The organism is Yersinia sp. 2545 StPb PI (assembly GCF_052217125.1).
In the GTDB taxonomy this organism is placed as follows: Bacteria; Pseudomonadota; Gammaproteobacteria; order Enterobacterales; family Enterobacteriaceae; genus Yersinia; species Yersinia enterocolitica_E.
In genome coordinates this window covers 1387617-1408533 of record NZ_JAZGPY010000001.1, presented here as the reverse complement: position 1 = coordinate 1408533, position 20917 = coordinate 1387617, and the positions used below count along the sequence as shown (strand labels likewise).

Sequence of the window (20917 nt, the reverse complement as noted above, 5' to 3'; positions counted from 1 at the left end):
TTATGATTACATGTGAATTATTAACAATTGAACGGGTAGAAAAGGCTGTAGGGTATGACCGCACAACCATCTACCTGCGCATCAAAGAAGGGACATTCCCAAAACCAGTTAAAGACGGGCGCAACTCTCGTTGGCCGTCAACGGTGATTCAGGAATGGATTGATAACCTTATTGTGGAGAATCAGAAGCAAGCAGGCCAGTAACCCACTGGCCCCACTCTTCCATTAACTGCCGTCTCTCTGGCATGTACTCGGCGTGATTGTATGCGGCTGACACACGGTTTTTTTCAACGTGTGCTAGCTGCCGCTCGATAACTTCATGCCGATATCCCATTTCATGCAACCTGGTTGAAGCTGTAGCGCGGAAATCGTGAGTTGTTATCACCGTACGAGCGTATCCCAACTGCACAATAGCCCTATTTAAAGTGGATGCTCCCATGTAAGTGTTGTTTAGCCTGGTATTGGGGAACAACCAACGCCTATTACCCGTAATTTTCTTCAATTCATTTAGCAGGGATATTACTGGGGCCGACAATGGCACCCTATGCATTCGCCCCATTTTCATTAGTTCCGGGGGAATAACCCATTCCGCATTATCAAAATCAATATGTGACCATTCAGCCGAACGTAATTCAGCTTGTCTAACAAATACTAGCGGTAAGATTCTTAGCGCTATAATAGTCGCTTGGTTACCGGTGGAGCTATCAAGACGCAAATAATAATCACGTAACTCATCACCAGTGAGCGGTCTAGAATGTTCGGTTTTAGGGACTATAATAGCCCCCCTTAATGCCGCGGCCGGATCGGAGTCTGCGCGTAATGTCGCTACGCCATAGCAAAAAACAGCAGAGCACCACTGCCGTACTTTAACCGCTACGGATTTAGCGCCCCGACTCTCAAGGTCTCTAATTATTTTTAATATATGAGAGGCGTTAATTTCCCGCATAGGCATAGCGCCAATAGCGGGGAAAATATCGTTATACATAAAACCAGTGATCTGATTTTTTGAATTTTTGGCCCAATGCTCCCCTTTTTTATCCAACCATTCTTTTGCCACTATTTCGAATGTATTGGCGTTCTCAGCTTTTGCGATATCCCGCTCAACTGCCTTGGCTTCCTTGGGGGCGATGCCGTTTTTTACCTGCTCCCTAGCCCACTCACGCAATCGACGAGCTTCGGCCAACGATACGGCAGGGTAACTCCCGATAGTGTAGCGTCCGTCCTTTGTAGGCGTGATCCAGTAGCGATAACGCCATGTCTTTACACCCGAGGGGCGCACATCCAAGTACAGGCCGTTACCATCCTGCAATTGATAGGCTTTTTCTTGAGGTTTAGCGTTGCGGGCTTTGGTATCAGTTAACTTCATGAGGCCACCGGATAACCGTTTATTTATCCGGTAGCTTGTCCGGTTTATTATTCGCTGTCAATCAATGTTGTTAGATGCCAATAAACACAAAGCCCCGCAATAGCGAGGCCTTGACAGATTTATTCGATGTTAACGGATTCTATTAAACATCAAAGTTTATTCCGCAGCAAAATGGTTATCCAACAAAGCCTGACATGAAGGCGGCAATGGTGGGGGTAAGGTTTTACCCGGTTTAGCACTCGGTTGATGGGGCTGGAACCAGCTTTCCAGTTCTGCACCACAACCATCCCCCGCAGGAGGCGTGTCTTGATCCAAACACTCCAGGCTATCTGCCGGGCAGCGCAATCTTACATGCATATGTGCACGATGGCCGAACCACGGGCGCACTTTATGCAACCAATTACGATCCGTTCCGGCATCCAGACACAGTTGCTTTTTAATCGCCGGATTGACGAAAATACGCGTCACTTCGTTATCGTTAGCCGCTAACTTGATAAGGCTCTCGACCTGAGGTTGCCACAGTGCGGGGACGACCCGTTTGCCGTCGGCTGCCACCAAATCAACAGGTTGCGGTTTCAGCAATTGCTGTTGGCTCCAGCGCTGTACTGGCAGTTGTAACCAGATATCCACATCCAGACCAGATTGATGGCTGGCATGCCCACTACTAAAGCGCCCACCGGCGGGCATTGCCATATCGCCAATCAATACCGTTCCCAGGCGATGTTGCTCAGCCTGCGCACTCAGACGGTGGATAAAGTTCAGTAAATCAGGATGACCGAAATAACGGCGCTGATCCGGGCGCATCACCTGATAATCTGCCGATTGGAGCGGCAAAGGCATTGCACCAATAACGCAGCCGTTGGCAAAACCACCAATCGACTGTGGAGAACCTGCAACCGGGTTGGCTATCTGTTGCCATGGCGTCGCCGCCATGACCGGGGCTATAGCGGTGAGTGCTACGGTAGCGGCAAGTGCCACTGCACCCACAATCCATTTGTTCATTGTGCCTACCAGCGCGGAACGTCGGAAACCACATCACCGCACTGTGCACGCTGGCGCAGCAAGTGATCCATTAACACAATAGCCATCATGGCCTCAGCAATAGGGACGGCGCGAATACCGACACAAGGGTCATGGCGACCACGGGTAACCATCTCAACCGCCTCACCCTGCCGGTTAATGGTTTGCCCTGGTACCATAATGCTGGATGTCGGTTTCAAGGCGATATGGGCCACAACCGGTTGCCCGCTGCTGATGCCGCCTAAAATGCCCCCGGCATGATTGCTCTGGAAACCTTGTGGGGTAATCTCATCACGGTTTTCACTACCACGCTTAGTAACAACAGCAAAACCATCACCGATTTCCACCCCTTTCACCGCATTGATACTCATCAGCGCATGGGCCAAATCTGCATCTAAACGGTCAAATACTGGTTCACCCAAACCAACCGGCACGTGTTCAGCGACCACGGTAATTTTGGCTCCAATAGAGTCACCGGCTTTTTTCAGTTCACGCATCAGCGCATCCAGCGGCTCCAACTTACTGGCATCTGGACAGAAGAACGGATTTTGTTCAACCAAATCCCAATCAATCAAATCACAACTAATATCGCCAATTTGTGCCAGATAGCCACGCACCTGCACCCCGAATTTCTGCGCCAGATACTTTTTAGCAATGGCACCGGCGGCAACACGCATCGCGGTTTCACGGGCTGAAGAACGGCCCCCTCCCCGATAGTCACGCACGCCGTATTTTTGTTCGTAGGTATAGTCAGCATGGCCTGGGCGGAAGACATCTTTAATCGTGCTGTAATCCTGTGACCGCTGGTCAGTATTCTCAATCATCAACCCGATGCTGGTACCGGTGGTTACTCCCTCAAACACGCCAGATAAAATACGCACCTGATCCGGCTCGCGGCGTTGAGTGGTATAGCGTGAGGTACCCGGGCGACGCCGGTCGAGATCCAACTGAATGTCAGCTTCAGTGATTGGAATGCCCGGCGGGACGCCATCAATAATACACCCCAAGGCGATGCCGTGAGATTCACCAAAAGTGGTGACGCGGAAAAACTGCCCAATACTGTTGCCAGCCATCACGGCTCCTTACCATTTAGTCATAAACAATCTGCCAGCATGATATTTATCACACTGACAGACTTTATAAGCAGAGATCGATTAATCGCGGTACATACTAAAATGCGGAGCGCAGTCAATCAGTTGCTGTTTGGTCAGCATAAATACGCCATCACCGCCGTTGTCGAACTCCAGCCAGGTGAAAGGCACATCAGGATATATGTCCATCAAATGCACCATGCTGTTGCCCACTTCGCAAATCAACACGCCATCATCTTGCAAGAAGTCCGGGGCGCAAGCCAGAATACGGCGAGCCAGTTTCAAGCCATCGCTGCCAGCAGCCAACCCAAGTTCAGGCTCGAAGCGGAACTCCTGCGGTAAGTCGGCCATATCTTCGGCATCAACATACGGTGGATTAGTGACAATCAAGTCATATTTGATTGGCGGTAAATCACGGAACAGGTCAGAGCGAATCGGTGTGACCTGATGTTCCATCTCATGCTGTTGAATATTATGTTCAGTTACTGCCAGAACATCATTAGAGATATCAACAGCATCCACTTCAGCGTCTGGGAAGGCATAGGCACAAGCAATAGCAATACAACCACTACCGGTACACATATCCAGAATATGCTTAGGCTGGTGTCTGATCAGACCATCAAAGCTGTTATTAATCAATTCAGCTATCGGTGAACGTGGCACCAATACACGCTCATCAACATAATATTCCATACCGCAGAACCAAGCTTTATTGGTCAGATAAGCAACCGGAATTCGCTCGTTAACCCGGCGGATCACCCGTTCGACAATACGGTGCCGCTCGCTCGACGTCAGGCGCGCACTGCGCATATCCTCAGGGATATCTATCGGTAAAAATAGGCTTGGGAAAACCAGTTGTACTGCTTCGTCCCACGGATTATCAGTACCGTGACCATAAAAAATATTGGCCGCATTAAACCGGCTAACTGCCCAGCGCAGCATATCCTGAATGGTGTGCAGTTCATTTACTGCTTCATCGACGAAAATCTTGTCCAAGGTATTCTCCAACAACGGTGCGAAAAATCATTATCTATCCCCTAGTTTGCCATGAAGCCCGCGACAAATCAGCAGCAATACATCAGTTGAATGATAACCGAATAATGAAAAGCACATTAACATTGAAAATTGCATGGATAACCGCTTGATTGCGAGAACAACCAATACACCTACACCTTGAAATATGACGACATGCCTATACCCAATAGATTTCGAGGCGTAGGAAGGCGGCAACCGAGATAATCCCGATGAGCTTACACAAGTAAGTGATTCGGGTAAGCGAGGGCAGCCAACACACCTACACCTTGGAATATGACGACATGCCTATACCCAATAGATTTCGAGGCGTAGGAAGGCGGCAACCGAGATAATCCCGATGAGCTTACACAAGTAAGTGATTCGGGTAAGCGAGGGCAGCCAACACACCTACACCTTGGAATATGACGACATGCCTATACCCAATAGATTTCGAGGCGTAGGAAGGCGGCAACCGAGATAATCCCGATGAGCTTACACAAGTAAGTGATTCGGGTAAGCGAGGGCAGCCAACACACCTACACCTTGAAATATGACGGGTATAGACATTTATTTAGACAGATGACGTTCAACAGGTAAACTGGAGGTAATCAAATAAGTACAACGAACTGATGATGAAAAATAAATATCACCTCACGACTGATGATTTACAGCTATTTAAGGAGTCAATAGTTGGGGCGAAGAAGCTGAAACAAGATACGATTGTTCTGCATACACCGCCCAAGTTGGGCAAAAGAATCGCACCGGAAAAATTACTGCAAGAGCAGGTTGATGCCAGTTATTATTTTTCCGATGAATTCCAACCGCAGTTGGATTACGACGGTCCCACCCGCTATGTGCGGCCTGGCGTTGATCATTTTGAAGTTAAAAAGCTGCGGCGCGGTGATTACTCGCCCGATATGTTTTTGGATTTACACGGATTAACCCAGAAACAGGCCAAACAGGAGTTGGGCGCACTGATTGCTGCCTGTAAGCGGGAGCATGTGCATTGTGCCTGCGTGATGCATGGCCACGGCAAACATGTTCTGAAGCAGCAAACCCCTTTGTGGCTGGCGCAGCACCCTGATGTGCTGGCATTCCATCAAGCCCCTAAAGATTGGGGTGGGACTGCGGCATTACTGGTCTTAATTGAGTTAGAAGAATAGACGCGAAATGCGGTTTGACAGAAAAACAAAGGCGCGACAGAGATGCCGCGCCGATTGAATATTCACTAACACTGTTTTAACCGTGGCAAGCCTTTGCCAACAGTTGTGACGGGCTGACCTGCCAATCAAATGTCCCCTTCCCGGTATCACCATTAAGATCAACACAGGCGATTGCCGAGGTGGCAAACATTGGTGGGCATTGCCCTGGACAAAGCTCAGAAACCAGATACCCGACCAGCGGCAAGTGCGAAATGACCAGCACTGCGGCACAATCTTCTTTTGCCAATGCCTGCAAATAGCAGCAGACAAAAGCGGCATCCCCACCCGGCGTTAATTCTGGCATCACTTCCTGCTCTGCCGGTAGCGTAATCACCTCACGCGCGACGTCTAATGTTTGCGCTGCGCGTAGATAAGGGCTAACCAAAATCTGATCGATATCAACAGACTGCTCGCTTAGCCAGCTTGCTATCTGACGTGACTCATCCTGACCACACAGAGTAAGAGGCCGTTGTGCATCACTTGCTGCATCAAGGGCCGCGTCACCGTGACGCATAATGAAAACTTGCATATTGCACCGTTTTTGTTAACAAAATAACGCTATACAGAAACGCTTTGCGTGCTGTACCGCCGAAACCTTTGCCATGGGCAAAGAAACTTCATAACGATAACGCGCCGTCTCTCTATGGCGGCCGGGCATTTTGCCTGAAACTTAAGGTAAAGAAAATGGCTGCTTTTTACACCGAGCATACCGGCAGCCAACCTTGAATGGTTACATAATAACCATATCAACAGCTTAATCTAAACTTTATCACCTGCGCAATAAGTGCCTATTAATACATTTTGGCACGAATAGTCACTTAACGTGATTCTGGTTAAGGTAGCGCGGGTTGCCCCCGGTGTACAGCCACCTAATCCCTTAGAATTGCAGGTGGTGATCCTGCTCACACTCTTAAGAATAGGTGTTAGTCGGCCGCCTGTTTAGTGGAAAAATGCGACCAAGCCCCGTGAGCAATACCCTTTTGCAAACTCAGCGCTCTTCGCCAGGCACCTCATCTGGATTACGTTCCTGCGGGTAAAACGTCTGTTGCTGTTCGGCCATGCTCACCAGCAGTTGGCAAGGTTCAAAACGTTCGCCGTATTGTTGTGCCAACAATCTGAGTGTTTTCACGACCTTCTCCACCCCCAGACTATCCAGATAGCGGAAAGGCCCCCCGAGGAATGGCGGGAAGCCGATGCCAAACACAGCACCAATATCACCATCGCGTGGGTTACGAATTATCGATTCATCCAGACAGCGTGCTGCTTCATTCAACATCATCATGGTACAACGCTGTGCTATCACCGAGGACTCGATATGGGCTTTCGGCGTCACACCCAGCAAGACATAAACACTGGTATCGACTTGTTTATCCTGTTTTTTCTTCCAGTTAATACCTTTGGTTGCTGCCGGATAGAGATAAAAGCCACGGCCATTTTTACGCCCTTTCCGTCCATCCTTCAAGATGACATCAAATGATGGAGGTGCAGCAAAACGCGGCCCTAGTTGCTCAACCAGAATCGGCATGATTTTGGTACCTACATCAATACCAACTTCATCCAACAGTGTGATCGGCCCAACCGGGAAGCCAAAATTCACCAACGCTTTGTCAACAGAATCGATAGGTTCACCGTCCAGTACACAGCGAGCAGCTTCGTTGATATATGGAGCCAGAATTCGGTTTACATAAAACCCAGCGCAATCAGCCACGACAATAGCTGTTTTACCTTGTTTACGCGCCAAAGCTACTGTGGTTGCGATAGTTTCTTCGCTGGTTTTTGCATGAGGAATCACTTCAACCAGCGGCATTTTATCTACCGGGCTAAAGTAGTGCAGGCCGATCACCTGTTCTGGTCGCTGTGCCTGCGCAGCAATTTGGCTTATCGGCAATGAGGAGGTATTGGAGGCAAAAATGGTATGTGCTGCGCCGAAACGTTCGATATCAGCAACCATTTGCTGCTTCAATGATAAATCTTCAAATACAGCTTCAACTACGATATCAACCGAGTCAAAACCGCAATAATCTGTGCTGCCGGAAATCAGCATCATCTGGCGCTGCCGTTCAGCCGGGCGCATACGCTTACTGCGAACCCGCTTGCCTAAGGCATCCCAAGTGTATTTTAGCGCCTGATTAATCCCTTGCGGATTAATATCTTTGATACGTACCGGCAAGCCTGCGCGAGTGGCCGTTACATTGGCAATTCCGCCCCCCATCAAACCGCCACCCAAGACCCCAACACGATGAATAGCACGAGGCTGCGCTGTACCACCGGTCTCCTTTTTCAGTGATGTTGTGGCAAAGAACAAGCTACGCAAAGCAGATGACTGGGGAGACATGGCCAGATCACCAAAGGCTCTGGCTTCCGCTTCATAACCACTGGGGCCACCGTAGTCCAATCCTTTACGCACCACATCAATAATGCGCTCCGCCGCCGGATAATGGCCCTTGGTCTGCGCCAGCGTTTTTTTACGCACAATCTTAAACAGTAATGCTTTACCCAATGGGCCGCTAAGTAGACGTTCCTGCCAAGGTAAAACTGGCCTATCGAGCCAACCCGCTTTGGCCCGTTTGACCGCCACATCTAACAAGATATCGAGGAGCACCGCATCGTCCACCAGCCCCATCTTAAGCGCCTGGCGCGCACGGACTTGTCTGCCGGTAAGAATCATATCCAGTGCTTTGCTGACACCAATCAACCGCGGCAAGCGTTGTGTACCACCCGATCCGGGCAACAGACCCAGTTGAACCTCTGGCAAACCGAGTACCGTTTTGTCATCTAGCGAACAGATGCGACTATGGCACGCTAGCGCCAGCTCCAAACCACCGCCCAGGCAAGCACCATGGATAGCAGCCACCACCGGTATGGGGAATGCAGCGATCTGCGCTAGAACAGATTGCCCTTTCTGTGCCAATACACGCGCATCGTGCGCGGTACGGCAAGCGGCAATCATGGTGATATCAGCACCTGCAATAAAAGAGTCTGGCTTGCCAGAAATAATAACCAGCCCCTGCAATTGTGATAAAGCCTGCGCTTGTTGCAGTATCTCGGCAATTTGCTCTGCAAATTCAGCCTTTAAGGTATTCACTTTGTCACCAATAACATCAATGGTGATCACACCGATATTGTCTGGCCGCACATTGAGGGTAAAGACCGAATCGGTTGGGGTACGGCTATCCCCTGAGGCTGTTTCACTACCGCTGTTAAGTAAATTTTCCTGACCCATTACTCCACCTCCAAAATCATCGCGGCACCCAACCCACCGGCAGCACATGCCGTCGTTAGCCCTAATCCTCCGCCACGGCGACGCAATTCATTTAATGTTTGGGTAATCATCCGGGCGCCTGTGGCCGCAAAGGGGTGACCGTAGGCAATCGAACCACCCAATACGTTGAATTTGCTCATATCAACTTCACCAATAGCCTGGCTACGACCCAATTTTTCACGCGCGAAAGTATCACTGGCAAACATTTTCAGGTTAGCCAGTGTTTGTGCCGCAAATGCTTCATGCATATCGATAAGGGTCAAATCAGCCAGCGTGATGCCGGCACGGTCTAGTGCCAGTGGCGTGGCATAAGATGGGCCTAGCAGCATATCTTGCCAGACATCGATGGCGGAAAAGGCGAAACTGCGCAGATAGCCCAACGGTTGCAAACCTAACTCTTTTGCTTTCGCTTCACTCATCATCATCACGGCTGCGGCACCGTCCGTCAAAGGGGTGCTGTTGGCCGCCGTGACACTGCCATGTTGGCGATCGAATGCGGGGCGTAACTTGGCATATTGCGCCATAGTGGAATCTTTGCGGATATTGTTATCTTCGGTAATAGCATCACGGTAAGGCGGGATATAAGCCGTCATCACCTCATCGTGTAATAACCCTTGCTGCCAGGCAATCGCTGCCATTTGGTGCGATCGTAGCGCCAGAGCATCCTGATCTTCACGGCTGATACCATAGGTTTTTGCCATCTGCTCTGCGGTATCCCCCATGCGCAAGCCGGTAGAGTATTCAGCCACTGCCGGGGCAACAGGAAGCAAATCGCGTAACTTTAAGCGGCTGAACAACTTCAGCCGCTGGGAGAGGGTTCGCGCTTTATTAACATCAACCAAGGTTCGTGCCAGTGCTTTACTGACACCAATTGGCAGCACGGAAGAGGAATCGGCACCACCGGCTATCGCCACCGTGACTGAGCCTGCAATAATACTTTCTGCCACATTGGCTACCGCCTGAAAACTGGTGGCGCACGCGCGTGAGACACTGTAAGCATCGGTATGCACACTCATGCCGGTACCCAACACGATTTCACGGGCAATATTTGGCGCTTCAGGCATCTGCACCACTTGACCGAATACGAGTTGATCAATTAACTCAGGAGCAACGCCACTTCTGGCCAGCAACTCACTGACCACAATTTTGCCTAAGTCGACGGCCGGTACGCCATGATAAGCAGTTGCTTGCTTGGCAAAAGGGGTCCGCAGGCCGCTGACGATTGCAATGCGATCGCCCTGGCGCGTCACTAGCGGTAATGGCTTACTCATAAACGCTCCTGATAAATAGAGTGGCTTTTAGTTAAGCATAACAAATAACAGGTCTGACCTGATCTAATTATTTTTAACCAAAAATTTACATTTGGTAAACCTACAGAACAGGAAAGTGAGAGCAGGAGCAACTTTTAGCGACAAAATCGTGGGAAAGATGAATTGGGGATGGGGAAGAATGATGAATCTAACGCGATAAATTTACAGAGGAAATTAGACAAAAATAAACGCGAAGCAAAAGGCTTCGCGTTAGAGATCGGTTCAACTTACCTGAGTTGCGGTGACTACCGGCATGAATTAACGCAGACCCAGCTGGAAAATCATGGTTTCTGCCTGGCAGGCAAAAGTAAAGTCGATGGTTAAACAAACACCGCCGTCCTTCTCTTCCAATTTATGCTCAATCAAGCAAGGTTCTGACTCAACAGCACGCGCTTTTTCGGTCAGCGATTTCAGCATCGCTTCAGCTTCAGTACGGTTGTCAAACACACAACTGTAAGAGGCCGTGCAATCAGTATTATCCATTATAGTACCAACATCTATACAGCAGCAGGCAGCAGTTTCTTCCGCACTACAGCGATTAATTGCATCTGACATCTTCAATTCTCCTCAACGGACATTTCAAAATAGGTGCAAATTGCCAATTCGTTAGTGCAAATAGCACAAAAAGGCATGGCGCAAAAAAAATATTTTCTCTGTCATTATTTTACTATCGTCGGTCACTTGGCACTAGGACTTACTGTTTATAGGCTTATTAAGTGATAAAGGTCACAGTCAAATTGTATGCTCATTCATTGATAATGTAATAATTGATACTAAATTGTGAGTTTTTTGTTAACTGCGTCTATTTTTTGCAATCAAAACTGAACAAATCCCAAAACATACTTGCAACACTGACACAGGTCGGACCTATACTTCAGCCACTGGTCTGCTTTGTCTGACCGATAACGGACCCTACAATCCCGCATTCTCTTGTTACGGTGTGTAACATTAATTAAAACAATGAGGTTTTGGTCATGAACCAGAAAAACCTGTTTACCCGATCAGCTCTGGCAGCTGCAGTGGCAATCATATCGTCGAACGTTTCTGCGGCTGGCTTCCAGTTGAATGAATATTCAGCCGCTGCATTGGGGCGTTCTTTCTCTGGTGAAGGCGCCGTTGCCGACAACGCATCAGTTGGTAGCCGTAACCCCGCAGCAATGACTTTGTTCGACCGCCCTTCTTTCTCTGGCGGCTTTGTTTATGTTGATCCTGACGTCAATATTAGTGGGACATCCCCCATTTCAGGCAGAAGTACCGATGCCAATAACATCGCGCCTTCAGAGTGGATCCCAAATATCCACTTTATTATGCCACTGAATGAGCAATGGGCAATTGGTGCCTCTGGTACCTCAAACTACGGTTTGGCTACTGAATTCAATGACGACTATCCTGCGGGTTCCCTTGGCGGTCAGACTGATCTGAAAACCGCCAACCTGAACCTGAGTACCGCGTATCGCCTGAATGAAAACTTCAGTTTCGGCCTGGGCTTTAATGCAGTGTACGCCGATGCGAAGATTGTACGCCATCTCGGTGAAGTTGGTCCGTTATCGGGTCGCCCTGCTAATACCGAAGTTACCCGTATGGAAGGTAAAGAGTGGGGGTATGGTTGGAATGCGGGCGTGCTGTATGAAGTTGATAAGGAAAACCGTTATAGCTTCACTTACCGCTCAAAAGTGAAAATCGACTTTGATGGCGATTTCAGCAACCAACTGCCACCACCAAGAGGCACTGGCGGTAATACGATCCCGGGTGCTTTAACTCTGAACCTACCAGAAGTCTGGGAAGTGTCCGGCTATAACAAAGTGGCACCACAGTGGGCCATTCACTACAGCATGGCCTACACCAGTTGGAGTCAGTTCCAAGAACTGAAAGCAACCGGCACTAATGGCCAGACACTGTTTGAAAAACATGAAGGCTTCCATGATGCTTACCGTATCGCGCTGGGTACCACTTATTATCACGATGATAATTGGACCTTCCGTACCGGTATTGCCTTCGATGACAGCCCGGTTCCGGCAGATAACCGCACTATCTCAATTCCAGACCAAGACCGTTTCTGGATCAGTGCCGGTACTACCTACGCCTTCAACAAAGATGCCTCAGTGGATGTTGGTATTTCCTATATGCATGGCCAAAGCGTGCATATTACTGAAAAAACACCAGCGGCAGTGGGCGGCACTACTTATCAGTTCGACTCTAAAGGTACGGCACTGCTGTACGGCGTGAACTTTAACTACGCGTTCTAATCAGCGGATACTGGCAATTCCTTTGCCCATAAAAAAGCGCCTTTCGGCGCTTTTTTATTATTCGAATCAGGTATCAGAATCAGTTGGCTGAATCGATACTGTCCAAATCACTCTGAATAGCTTGTGCATTCGAATTGACTTCCGGTTTCAACTGCCCGCCGTTCGCCAGGAAATCATGACGTTGGAAGTAGGCATCGCGCACCATCAGATAAGGATCTGACGAGTTACGCAGCAACCCATCGGAATCCAATAGCTGAGCACGGGTTTCAATCCCTTCTACCATCCATTTACCTGCCGACATCCAGAACGTGAGATAGCTCAACACCGGATAAACGTAATCAGCCGCATTCCCCCCATCCTCACGAATGGTGAAGCTGCCATAGCCCGGTAACACTACATACGGGCCGTAACCAACATTATAATGGCCCAGTGTACTGCCAAAGCGGTGAGGGACTTGTTTAGCCAGCTTAGGGTTAGCCATACTCGCCACATCTATCAAGCCACCCATGCCCAAAATAGTATTCAGGAAGAAGCGGTTAAAGTGCTTCATGCCATTATACGGGTCACCCACCAAGAAGCTGTTGACCATACTAGCTGGCTCTTCAAGGTTACTCAGGAAGTTACTTGTGCCGTTACGTGCAGGTTGTGGCACGTAATCACGCCAAACTACGGCTACCGGGCGCACCACGTAAGGATCAAGAACCTCATAGTTAAAATTGAACATTGCCCGGTTAAAACCTTCCAGCGGATCTGAGCGGCCCTGCTCCATATGATCCGGCGAGCTACTGGCACACCCTACTAATAGCACGGTGGCAAAAGCCAGCACAGTCAGGCGGTAGTTCATAATCTTCTCCATGAAATTCTGTCCAGCCCCTTACGCTTAAGGGATCTGTTTGTTTATCTGTACATTAATTGTTTGTGGCTTTGCTGTCCCACCGAAACTCTGCACGCTGCTCTCACCAAACCAGTCACCCGATTGCGGATTGGCCGTACCATCTTGCGAGAGACGTGCCCGCACTTTCACCTGAGACAACGAAGAGAGCAAACGCTCTGGCATCATTGCATTACTGTCATCCAACGTTACTAATAACGGGAATCGGCTCACAGGCAGTTGTTTGACGGCAACCGGTACCGGGTTTGCTCCATCGGTTACCGATATAATCAGGGTTCCCTGCTGAGGTAATTTCTGAGCGGCATCAGAGGAGAGTGAAACCTCTATTCCCAGTGTAGCTGTTTCCTGCCCAGCCTGTGATTTGGCTTGCTGGATACTGCGTTTTATCACTTCTATGCGGGAATCGCCAGCAGGCAGCAATTTTAGCATAACTTCCCATGCACCAATGGCTTGTTTAAAGTCACCCTGCTCAAAAGCATTAAAAGCTAATAAACTCATGGCGCGCAGATTGGTATGATCCTGTCCAACCATCGTTCGCAACATCTGAGTTGCCAGCTGATTATCTTGTGGATCGTTGGAACGTGTCAGCACCTCAGCATAACCGAGTCTGACATCTTCATTATCGGGCGCAAGCTGATAAGCTTTAGCAAAAGCTTGGGTTGCGGTAGTGGCATTATTCAGTGCCATCCCCACCCGGCCAAGCATCATCCAATCATTGACGTTAGCAATATCTTGCTGCAAAGAAGTACGCAAGCCCAGCCCTAAACGTGCGACCTCTTCCATACTCAAAGGCTCCGCCCGCTCATTGGCAACTCTGGCACGTAATTCAGGCATTTGTGCAACAACCTGATGCCATGCCTGCACCTGAGCCAAACCACCGGTTTTTAGGTATAACCCCACGGCGACCACCACCAGTATCACCACCCCGGGCAGTAACACCCAGCGGTTAATCGGGCTTATCTCCTCATCCGGTTGTTGGGGGATATCTGTCAGTAGGTTTTGTTGCAGTTCCTGAATTAGTTCAGGTCGCTGTTCTACCACGCCTTGCGCTTCATCTTCTGCCAGTTCAGATAACCGATCCTGATAAATAGCCTTGTTCAATTCATCCCGGGTGGTCGTCGGTGAATCCGTGTCTTGCCGCATGGCAGGTATAACCAACAAGGCACCCGCGACCGCCAGCAAAATGATCACTATCAGCCAAAAAGCCATTATGGTTGTTTCCTGTTTGTCTTCGCGTGTTTAGTCGGGATGCTGTGTTGCACCACCGTCGATTTTTCCACACCGCGAGCATGTTCGGCGAGCAGATGGTGTAACCGTTGCTGTTCCTGCGCCGACAGTGGGGTCTCTTTCTCCACTCGTCGCCGTGCACGTAATATCACCACTACGGCCCCAAATAGCACAAACAGAGCCGGCCCCACCCACAGAATCAACGTTGCAGCCGTCACCGGCGGCTCGTAAGTGACGAAGTTGCCGTAGCGGGCCACCATATAGTCAATGACTTGCTGTTTGGAATTACCCTGCTGCATCAGTTCATACACTTTGGCGCGCATATCAGCAGCAATAATCGCATTGGAGTCGGCAATGCTGTTGTTCTGACATTTAGGGCAGCGCAGTTGTTCGGTCAGTTCACGATACTGCTGCTCTTGTGCCTCAGATTTAAAGGTGTAGGTATCGATGGCGGCAAACAGACTCCAACTCAGCATAAGGCCGAAGATCAGGCTTAGTAATCTCATGCGCCCCCCTGATACTTCTTATACAACGGCAGAATTTCTTGCAGCCAGACGCGATCGTTCAGATCACCGGCATGGCGATAACGGATAATTCCCTGCCCGTCGATCAGAAAAGTTTCCGGCGCACCATAAACCCCCAGATCCAGCCCTAACATGCCATCACCATCATACAAACTCAGCGCGTAAGGATTACCCAGCGCATTGAGCCACTGCACCGCTTTGACACGATCATCTTTATAGTTCAAACCCACCACACGGATGCCTTGTGCCGCCAGCTTATTCAGATATTGATGCTCAGCGCGGCAGGTCGGACACCAGGTTGCCCAGACATTAAGTAACATCGGCTTACCATCATGTAATACTGCCTGATCGAAGGTTTTCCCCGGTTGCTCAAGCGATTCAAGCTTGAACGTTGGCACCGGTTTACCAATCAGCGCTGACTCCAACATCGTCGGATCCTCGCCATTAGCATTGCGAGTCAATTGCACTAAAAAGGCCACAACTAGCAGTAAAAACAGTACCAGCGGAATAAACATCAGCTTATTGAATGAAAAGTGAGATTTCATTATTCAGCCTCCGATGCAGCACTGCGCTTTAACTTTTTGCTCATCCGATAGCGCGGATCAAGCATGCAGAAGATGCCGCCGATAGCCATAAATACCCCACCGAACCAGATCCAGCGGACAAAGGGTTTGTAATACAAGCGCACCGCCCATGACCCGTCATCCAGTTCTTCACCCAGTGCGGCGTAGAGATCACGGCTGAAGCCACCATCAATAGCGGCTTCAGTCATCATAGAACGGGCCACACTGTAATAACGTTTCTCCGCATGTAAGGTGGCTTCAGGTTTACCATGACGGGTGACATCAATAATGCCAACACCGCCGGTATAGTTCGATCCTTTGATATCGTGAACATCGCGGAACACGAAGTGATAATCGTGAATATCGATGCTATCACCAGCCTTCATGCGCACATCACGCTCAACACTGTAATTTTGGCTAAAGGCAATACCGATCACCGTCACCGCCACACCCAAGTGCCCCAACACCATGCCCCAATGACTGCGAGATAAGTGCGTTAAACCACGCCAAAAACCATAGCGGTGAGTTGCTCGCTCATGCAACTCCATCAATGTCAGGATAATGACCCAGATAGACATCATCAAACCGACCACGGTCATACCGGCAATAGTGTCTTGCAGCAGCCAGGGTACCAATATCGACAGCAGCAAGGTGATGACCAGAGCCACACTGAGGCGTTTCCAGAGTTTACTCGGCTCATCACGACGCCAACGCACTAATGGCCCGATCCCCATCAGCAGTGCCATTGGGGCCATCAACCAGGTAAACATGGTATTAAAGAACGGTTCGCCGATTGAAATACTGCCCAGTCCCAGTTGCTTGTGTACCAATGGCAACAAAGTACCCAGAAGCACCACCAACATTGCGGCAATCAGCAGCACATTATTACCGAGCAAGAAAGTCTCGCGTGAGAACACCTCATGCTGAGTACGGCTGCGCACTTGTGCGCCTTTAACTGCATACAGTAGCAATGAGCCACCGATAACAATCACCAGATAAGCCAGAATAAACATGCCACGAGCCGGATCAGAGGCAAAAGAGTGTACCGAAACCAATACGCCGGAACGCACCAGGAAGGTGCCCATTAGGCATAGAGAGAATGCCGTAATCGCCAGCAATACCGTCCACGCTTTGAATGTGCCACGTTTTTCGGTCACCGCCAGTGAGTGAATTAACGCCGTACCTGCCAGCCAAGGCATAAACGAGGCATTCTCAACCGGATCCCAGAACCACCAGCCGCCCCAGCCTAATTCATAATAGGCCCACGCCGAACCGAGCACGATCCCCATGGTCAGGAACACCCATGCCGCTTGAGTCCACGGCCGTGACCAGCGCGCCCAAGCACTATCAAGTCGGCCAGCCATTAAGGAAGCTATCGCGAAAGCAAAAGCTACCGAGAACCCCACATAACCCATATAAAGCAGTGGCGGATGGAAAATCAACCCGACATCCTGCAACAACGGATTTAAATCATTACCGTCAATTGGGAAGTCCGGCAAGGTGCGGGTAAACGGATTTGACGTCAGAATAATAAACAGCAGGAAACCGCCGGTAATCATCCCCAGCACCGACAGCACTCGGGCTACCGCATCATCCGGCATTGAACGGCTAAAGAGCGCAACGGCCAGCGACCAGCAACTTAGCAGCAACACCCACAGCAGCAGCGATCCCTCATGTGCGCCCCAGGTCGCCGCAATACGATAATAAACTGGCAGGTGTGAATTTGAGTTCGCCGCCACATAGGAGACAGTGAAATCATTCACCACAAACGCATACACCAGACATATAAATGACAGCGCGATGGTAGCGAACATACCGTACGTCAAGGGTCTGCCAACCGCCATCATACGGGCATCTTGACGCGCAGCGCCCCATTGCGGATACAAACTCAGCAATAGCGAGATAGCCAGTGCCAGGCATAACAGAAAACTCCCCATTTCAGGCATCATGAGGCATTACCCTCACGCTTAGTGCTACTGTAAGCCTCCGCTGGGCGGGTGTGGTTTTCCTTCATCGCCTCTTTCACTTCTGGTGGTGTGTATTTTTCATCATGCTTTGCCAGCACTTCTTTCGCATTTACCTTATTGCCCTCAGCGAATACACCTTGCGCTACCACCCCCTGCCCCTCGCGGAACAGGTCCGGTAAAATGCCGGTATAAGTGACGGTGATTGCGCCGCGCGCATCATAAACCTTGAAACTCATTTCCAGCGTCTTATCATCACGTTTCACCGACCCCGGCATCACCATGCCGCCGATACGTAAACGCTGACCTATTTCCGGCTTCTCGTGGCGCTCCCCTTTACCCTGCAAGATTTCGCCAGGGGTATAGAACAGATCGATATTGGCACGCAGTGCGTACAACACCAGAGTGGTGGTCAGACCGATACCGATCAAAACCACCATCGCCAGATAGAGCCGACTTTTTCTACGTGGGTTCACTGCTGTTTCTCCTGCGAACGGGCGGAATGCTGAGTCTGATTTGCCTGCCGAATGCGCAGCTCCCGCGCCTGACGACGCTGAATATCCGCTAATAATTGTTTGTGCTGCCACAGCGTATGTCCCCACAAACTAAGCAGAGACAGCAAAGTAACCGCCGCCGCCAGCCAGACATAAAAGGCATAGCCGCCCATGGCGAAAAATGCCGCCCAAGAGTTAAAGGCCGGACTCATAGACGTGGCTCCTTACGCAATAGGGCGCTTACCCAAGGGCGATGGCGCTCTTGCTGCAAAATCAAGTTGCGCAGGCGCATTAATGTCAGAGTAATAAAGCACAACAAATAGCCAAAAATCGCCCAACGCAACGGTGAACGCATACTTGGATCAATGCTTTGCTGCATGTTGGTGGAACCTTGATGCAAGGTGTTCCACCACACCACGGAGAAATGAATGATTGGAATATTGACCACACCGACCAGCACCAAAATACCCGCAGCCCGCCCAGCCAACTTGCGGTCGTCAAATGCGTTATACAGCGCAATCACGCCAAGATAGAGGAATAGCAACACTAACTCAGAGGTCAATCGCGCATCCCAAATCCACCAGGTTCCCCACATCGGTTTACCCCAAGTAGAACCGGTGACCAAGGCAATAAAGGTAAACACCGCGCCGACCGGCGCCATGGCGGCGACGACGTTATCAGACATTTTCATTTGCCAGACCAGGCCGACAAGTGCCGCAATCGCCATCGACATATAGATCCCCATCGACCAGATCGCCGCCGGGACATGCAAGTAAATGATACGGAAACTGTTGCCTTGCTGATAATCAGAGGGGGCGAAACCAAATCCCCACACCCAGCCCACCATCAAACAGACCACAGCGGCAATACCCAGCCACGGGACAAACCGACCACACAGCGTATAGAGCCGCTCGGGTTTAGCGAATTGATGAAACCATTTCCACATTTTTCATTGCTCACAGTAAAATTGGACAGGCATCACTCAGTGGCAATGCCGGCGCAGGGTACGGCGCACAATCTGCTCTGACTGCGTTGGCTACCGTGCTTAAGCTTCTGAAAATTATTATATTTTAACTACAGATTTCTTTTAAGAAATTGTTACCTTCTGAGTGGCATTCAACTGCTAGTGCACACTCACTCTCAATGCAGCGGCGGTGGCAAAAGGCGCAAGTGTTACACTCCCCGCGAGCATTGCCCCCAAAATCGCCAGATACCCATCAATCGGCAGTGACATAGAAGCCGCATCAATGGCCGCAGTAGCAAATATCAGCACCGGGATATACAGCGGCAACACCAATAAACTCAGCAGCACCCCTCCCTTGCGTAACCCCACCGTCAGTGCCACACCAATAGCCCCGATAAAACTTAAGGTTGGCGTCCCCAACAGCAGCGTGAGCGCCATGGCAATCGCGGTATTACTATCAAGAGACAGCAAGAGAGCGACCAGCGGAGATAAAATAAGCAAGGGTAATCCGGTAACGACCCAGTGAGCACACACTTTGCCTAACACCGTGAGTGCCAGTGGCGCGGGTAACAACAACAACTGTTCAAGGGAACCATCGTAGAAATCATCGCGAAATAGCCGCTCCAAAGAGAGTAACGATGCAAGCAATGCCGCCACCCAGACAATCCCCGGAGCAATACGCGCCAATAATTGCGGTTCTGGGCCTATCCCTAACGGAAACAGCGTGATGACAATCAGAAAAAACCAGAGCGGGTTAACTATCTCTGCCCCTTTTCTAAAGGCTATTTTTAATTCACGACGCAACACGCTGATAAACATTAATTCTCCTGCGTGTTGGTTAAACGGATTTTACGCACACTCTGACCAACACCGTTCAGATCCTGATGTGTGGTAAGCAGTACCATGCCACCGTTAGCTGCATGTTCAACAAACAGATCTAACAGGGTAGCAACCCCCTGCTTATCAATCGCGGTCAACGGTTCATCCAGAATCCATAGTGGAGCCTTGCTCAACCACAAACGGGCCAAGGCCACGCGCCGTTGCTGCCCAGCCGATAATTGAGATACCGGTAAATCCTCATAACCCACCAACCCGACCTGAGACAAAGCCTGCCAGATTGCGGCGCTATCGACCTTTTGTAACACCGACTGATAAAACGCCAGATTTTCAAAAGGCGTCAGTACCGACTTAACCCCCGGTTGATGGCCTAAAAACAATAAATCCTGATGATACTTAGCGCGATCTCGGCGAATATTCGCCCCCAACCAGCTCACCTGCCCTTCATCTGCATCGGCCAGTCCGGCTAAAATCCGCAACAGACTGGTTTTACCTGCACCATTTTGCCCCTCGACCTGCACTATCTCCCCAGCAGCCACACAAAAGCTTAACTGTTGGAACAAGCTTCGCTCATCTCGGATGCAGGTCAGGTTTTTAGCTTCCAACATGAAGGATTGGTTTCCACCGTAGGATTGTTGTTTCAGGAAAACTGAATGATAACATAAGGCTTAATCCTTACGTAGCGTGGGCCTAACCCTGACCCTACCCTTATAGAGGTATTATTCGGTATAAGATCAAATTTCTGTAGAAAAAACCAACAACATTAACGTTGGGTTACTTTTCTCCCTCTTCTGATGGCTATTTTACTCCGCCCAACAAAGACACACTAACAACTCACCATTAGCCCGCGAATAATAAATAGCGACTACGCTTATTATGTCGACCTTCCCTTATTTTTTGTGTTCCAACCACCACAATTATTTATCTACCAACTGGGAAATC

21 protein-coding genes are annotated in these 20917 nt (G+C 49.8%); 3 read left to right on the top strand and 18 right to left on the bottom strand.

Going from position 1 to position 20917, the window contains the following annotated elements; all coding sequences use genetic code 11:
• Positions 1–2 precede the first annotated feature (2 nt).
• The gene (locus tag V1955_RS06300) at positions 3–203 is read left to right on the top strand and encodes a helix-turn-helix transcriptional regulator (RefSeq protein ID WP_025377636.1); all 201 of its coding nucleotides are present in this window, start codon (positions 3–5) and stop codon (positions 201–203) included.
• Here the strand turns inward: V1955_RS06300 and V1955_RS06295 are convergent.
• The 4 genes from V1955_RS06295 to prmB all read right to left on the bottom strand — a co-directional run bounded on the left by V1955_RS06295 (position 169) and on the right by prmB (position 4472).
• Positions 169–1365: a tyrosine-type recombinase/integrase gene (locus V1955_RS06295; RefSeq protein WP_442820653.1), complete on the bottom strand. Its 1197-nt coding sequence runs from the start codon at positions 1363–1365 to the stop codon at positions 169–171. The two genes, V1955_RS06300 and V1955_RS06295, sit on opposite strands and share 35 nt — an antisense overlap.
• Positions 1366–1521: 156 nt before the next feature.
• Positions 1522–2367: a penicillin-insensitive murein endopeptidase gene (gene mepA / locus V1955_RS06290; protein WP_420072863.1), complete on the bottom strand. Its 846-nt coding sequence runs from the start codon at positions 2365–2367 to the stop codon at positions 1522–1524.
• 5 nt (positions 2368–2372) lie between these two features.
• Positions 2373–3458, bottom strand: a complete 1086-nt coding sequence (gene aroC / locus V1955_RS06285) for a chorismate synthase (protein ID WP_005183428.1) — start codon at positions 3456–3458, stop codon at positions 2373–2375.
• 81 nt (positions 3459–3539) lie between these two features.
• A complete protein-coding gene (gene prmB / locus V1955_RS06280; protein WP_050084895.1) occupies positions 3540–4472 on the bottom strand; it encodes a 50S ribosomal protein L3 N(5)-glutamine methyltransferase in 933 nt (310 codons plus the stop codon).
• A 650-nt stretch (positions 4473–5122) separates the two neighbouring features.
• On the opposite strand from prmB, the gene smrB reads away from it, so the two are divergent.
• Positions 5123–5653, top strand: coding sequence for an endonuclease SmrB (gene smrB, locus V1955_RS06275; protein ID WP_083163530.1), 531 nt, complete (start codon positions 5123–5125; stop codon positions 5651–5653).
• 76 nt (positions 5654–5729) lie between these two features.
• Here the strand turns inward: smrB and sixA are convergent, their stop codons facing one another.
• The 4 genes from sixA to V1955_RS06255 all read right to left on the bottom strand — a co-directional run bounded on the left by sixA (position 5730) and on the right by V1955_RS06255 (position 10819).
• A complete protein-coding gene (sixA, locus tag V1955_RS06270) occupies positions 5730–6221 on the bottom strand; it encodes a phosphohistidine phosphatase SixA (protein ID WP_372569399.1) in 492 nt (163 codons plus the stop codon).
• Positions 6222–6680: 459 nt separating this feature from the next.
• Positions 6681–8915, bottom strand: a complete 2235-nt coding sequence (fadJ, locus tag V1955_RS06265; RefSeq protein ID WP_442820652.1) for a fatty acid oxidation complex subunit alpha FadJ — start codon at positions 8913–8915, stop codon at positions 6681–6683.
• Entirely contained in the window at positions 8915–10225 is a 1311-nt protein-coding gene (gene fadI / locus V1955_RS06260) for an acetyl-CoA C-acyltransferase FadI (protein ID WP_083158210.1), read from the bottom strand. Before fadI ends, fadJ begins: the two co-directional genes overlap by 1 nt.
• A gap of 297 nt (positions 10226–10522) precedes the next feature.
• Complete coding sequence (locus tag V1955_RS06255; RefSeq protein ID WP_083158209.1) at positions 10523–10819, bottom strand: YfcZ/YiiS family protein; 297 nt, start codon at positions 10817–10819, stop codon at positions 10523–10525.
• Between the two features lie 419 nt (positions 10820–11238).
• On the opposite strand from V1955_RS06255, the gene fadL reads away from it, so the two are divergent.
• Positions 11239–12510, top strand: coding sequence for a long-chain fatty acid transporter FadL (fadL, locus tag V1955_RS06250; protein WP_193784622.1), 1272 nt, complete (start codon positions 11239–11241; stop codon positions 12508–12510).
• A gap of 79 nt (positions 12511–12589) precedes the next feature.
• On the opposite strand, the gene mlaA is transcribed toward fadL, so the two are convergent.
• The 10 genes from mlaA to ccmA form a co-directional block, all read right to left on the bottom strand.
• On the bottom strand, positions 12590–13354 hold the full coding sequence (gene mlaA, locus V1955_RS06245; protein WP_442820651.1) for a phospholipid-binding lipoprotein MlaA: 765 nt from the start codon (positions 13352–13354) through the stop codon (positions 12590–12592).
• A gap of 36 nt (positions 13355–13390) precedes the next feature.
• Complete coding sequence (ccmI, locus tag V1955_RS06240; protein ID WP_372569403.1) at positions 13391–14611, bottom strand: c-type cytochrome biogenesis protein CcmI; 1221 nt, start codon at positions 14609–14611, stop codon at positions 13391–13393.
• Positions 14611–15135 (bottom strand): cytochrome c-type biogenesis protein, encoded by a 525-nt coding sequence (locus V1955_RS06235; protein WP_372569404.1) that lies wholly within the window; start codon positions 15133–15135, stop codon positions 14611–14613. The genes ccmI and V1955_RS06235 overlap by 1 nt, the downstream gene beginning before the upstream one ends.
• The gene (locus V1955_RS06230) at positions 15132–15698 is read right to left on the bottom strand and encodes a DsbE family thiol:disulfide interchange protein (protein WP_083158204.1); all 567 of its coding nucleotides are present in this window, start codon (positions 15696–15698) and stop codon (positions 15132–15134) included. Before V1955_RS06230 ends, V1955_RS06235 begins: the two co-directional genes overlap by 4 nt.
• Complete coding sequence (locus tag V1955_RS06225) at positions 15698–17665, bottom strand: heme lyase CcmF/NrfE family subunit (protein ID WP_442820650.1); 1968 nt, start codon at positions 17663–17665, stop codon at positions 15698–15700. The genes V1955_RS06230 and V1955_RS06225 overlap by 1 nt, the downstream gene beginning before the upstream one ends.
• Positions 17662–18156 (bottom strand): cytochrome c maturation protein CcmE, encoded by a 495-nt coding sequence (ccmE, locus tag V1955_RS06220; RefSeq protein ID WP_083158202.1) that lies wholly within the window; start codon positions 18154–18156, stop codon positions 17662–17664. The genes V1955_RS06225 and ccmE overlap by 4 nt, the downstream gene beginning before the upstream one ends.
• Positions 18153–18386 carry a heme exporter protein CcmD gene (gene ccmD / locus V1955_RS06215; RefSeq protein ID WP_442820649.1) on the bottom strand — a complete coding sequence of 78 codons (234 nt, stop codon included), beginning with the start codon at positions 18384–18386 and terminating at the stop codon, positions 18153–18155. The genes ccmE and ccmD overlap by 4 nt, the downstream gene beginning before the upstream one ends.
• Positions 18383–19120: a heme ABC transporter permease gene (locus tag V1955_RS06210; protein ID WP_083158200.1), complete on the bottom strand. Its 738-nt coding sequence runs from the start codon at positions 19118–19120 to the stop codon at positions 18383–18385. Before V1955_RS06210 ends, ccmD begins: the two co-directional genes overlap by 4 nt.
• Before the next feature lie 177 nt (positions 19121–19297).
• The gene (ccmB, locus tag V1955_RS06205; protein ID WP_083158199.1) at positions 19298–19957 is read right to left on the bottom strand and encodes a heme exporter protein CcmB; all 660 of its coding nucleotides are present in this window, start codon (positions 19955–19957) and stop codon (positions 19298–19300) included.
• Positions 19957–20583 carry a cytochrome c biogenesis heme-transporting ATPase CcmA gene (gene ccmA, locus V1955_RS06200; protein ID WP_083158198.1) on the bottom strand — a complete coding sequence of 209 codons (627 nt, stop codon included), beginning with the start codon at positions 20581–20583 and terminating at the stop codon, positions 19957–19959. Before ccmA ends, ccmB begins: the two co-directional genes overlap by 1 nt.
• Positions 20584–20917: the final 334 nt, after the last annotated feature.

Excerpts from the sequence above, each read along its gene's own strand:
- smrB (WP_083163530.1), top strand. The coding sequence starts at position 5,123 with ATGAAAAATAAATATCACCTCACGACTGATGATTTACAGCTATTTAAG.
- ccmB (WP_083158199.1), bottom strand. The coding sequence starts at position 19,957 with ATGTTTATCAGCGTGTTGCGTCGTGAATTAAAAATAGCCTTTAGAAAA.
- sixA (WP_372569399.1), bottom strand. The coding sequence starts at position 6,221 with ATGCAAGTTTTCATTATGCGTCACGGTGACGCGGCCCTTGATGCAGCA.
- ccmI (WP_372569403.1), bottom strand. The coding sequence starts at position 14,611 with ATGGCTTTTTGGCTGATAGTGATCATTTTGCTGGCGGTCGCGGGTGCC.
- V1955_RS06295 (WP_442820653.1), bottom strand. The coding sequence starts at position 1,365 with ATGAAGTTAACTGATACCAAAGCCCGCAACGCTAAACCTCAAGAAAAA.
- fadL (WP_193784622.1), top strand. The coding sequence starts at position 11,239 with ATGAACCAGAAAAACCTGTTTACCCGATCAGCTCTGGCAGCTGCAGTG.
- mlaA (WP_442820651.1), bottom strand. The coding sequence starts at position 13,354 with ATGAACTACCGCCTGACTGTGCTGGCTTTTGCCACCGTGCTATTAGTA.
- V1955_RS06210 (WP_083158200.1), bottom strand. The coding sequence starts at position 19,120 with ATGTGGAAATGGTTTCATCAATTCGCTAAACCCGAGCGGCTCTATACG.
- fadI (WP_083158210.1), bottom strand. The coding sequence starts at position 10,225 with ATGAGTAAGCCATTACCGCTAGTGACGCGCCAGGGCGATCGCATTGCA.
- ccmD (WP_442820649.1), bottom strand. The coding sequence starts at position 18,386 with ATGAGTCCGGCCTTTAACTCTTGGGCGGCATTTTTCGCCATGGGCGGC.
- mepA (WP_420072863.1), bottom strand. The coding sequence starts at position 2,367 with ATGAACAAATGGATTGTGGGTGCAGTGGCACTTGCCGCTACCGTAGCA.
- fadJ (WP_442820652.1), bottom strand. The coding sequence starts at position 8,915 with ATGGGTCAGGAAAATTTACTTAACAGCGGTAGTGAAACAGCCTCAGGG.
- V1955_RS06300 (WP_025377636.1), top strand. The coding sequence starts at position 3 with ATGATTACATGTGAATTATTAACAATTGAACGGGTAGAAAAGGCTGTA.
- aroC (WP_005183428.1), bottom strand. The coding sequence starts at position 3,458 with ATGGCTGGCAACAGTATTGGGCAGTTTTTCCGCGTCACCACTTTTGGT.
- V1955_RS06230 (WP_083158204.1), bottom strand. The coding sequence starts at position 15,698 with ATGAAATCTCACTTTTCATTCAATAAGCTGATGTTTATTCCGCTGGTA.
- V1955_RS06225 (WP_442820650.1), bottom strand. The coding sequence starts at position 17,665 with ATGATGCCTGAAATGGGGAGTTTTCTGTTATGCCTGGCACTGGCTATC.
- ccmA (WP_083158198.1), bottom strand. The coding sequence starts at position 20,583 with ATGTTGGAAGCTAAAAACCTGACCTGCATCCGAGATGAGCGAAGCTTG.
- V1955_RS06255 (WP_083158209.1), bottom strand. The coding sequence starts at position 10,819 with ATGTCAGATGCAATTAATCGCTGTAGTGCGGAAGAAACTGCTGCCTGC.
- V1955_RS06235 (WP_372569404.1), bottom strand. The coding sequence starts at position 15,135 with ATGAGATTACTAAGCCTGATCTTCGGCCTTATGCTGAGTTGGAGTCTG.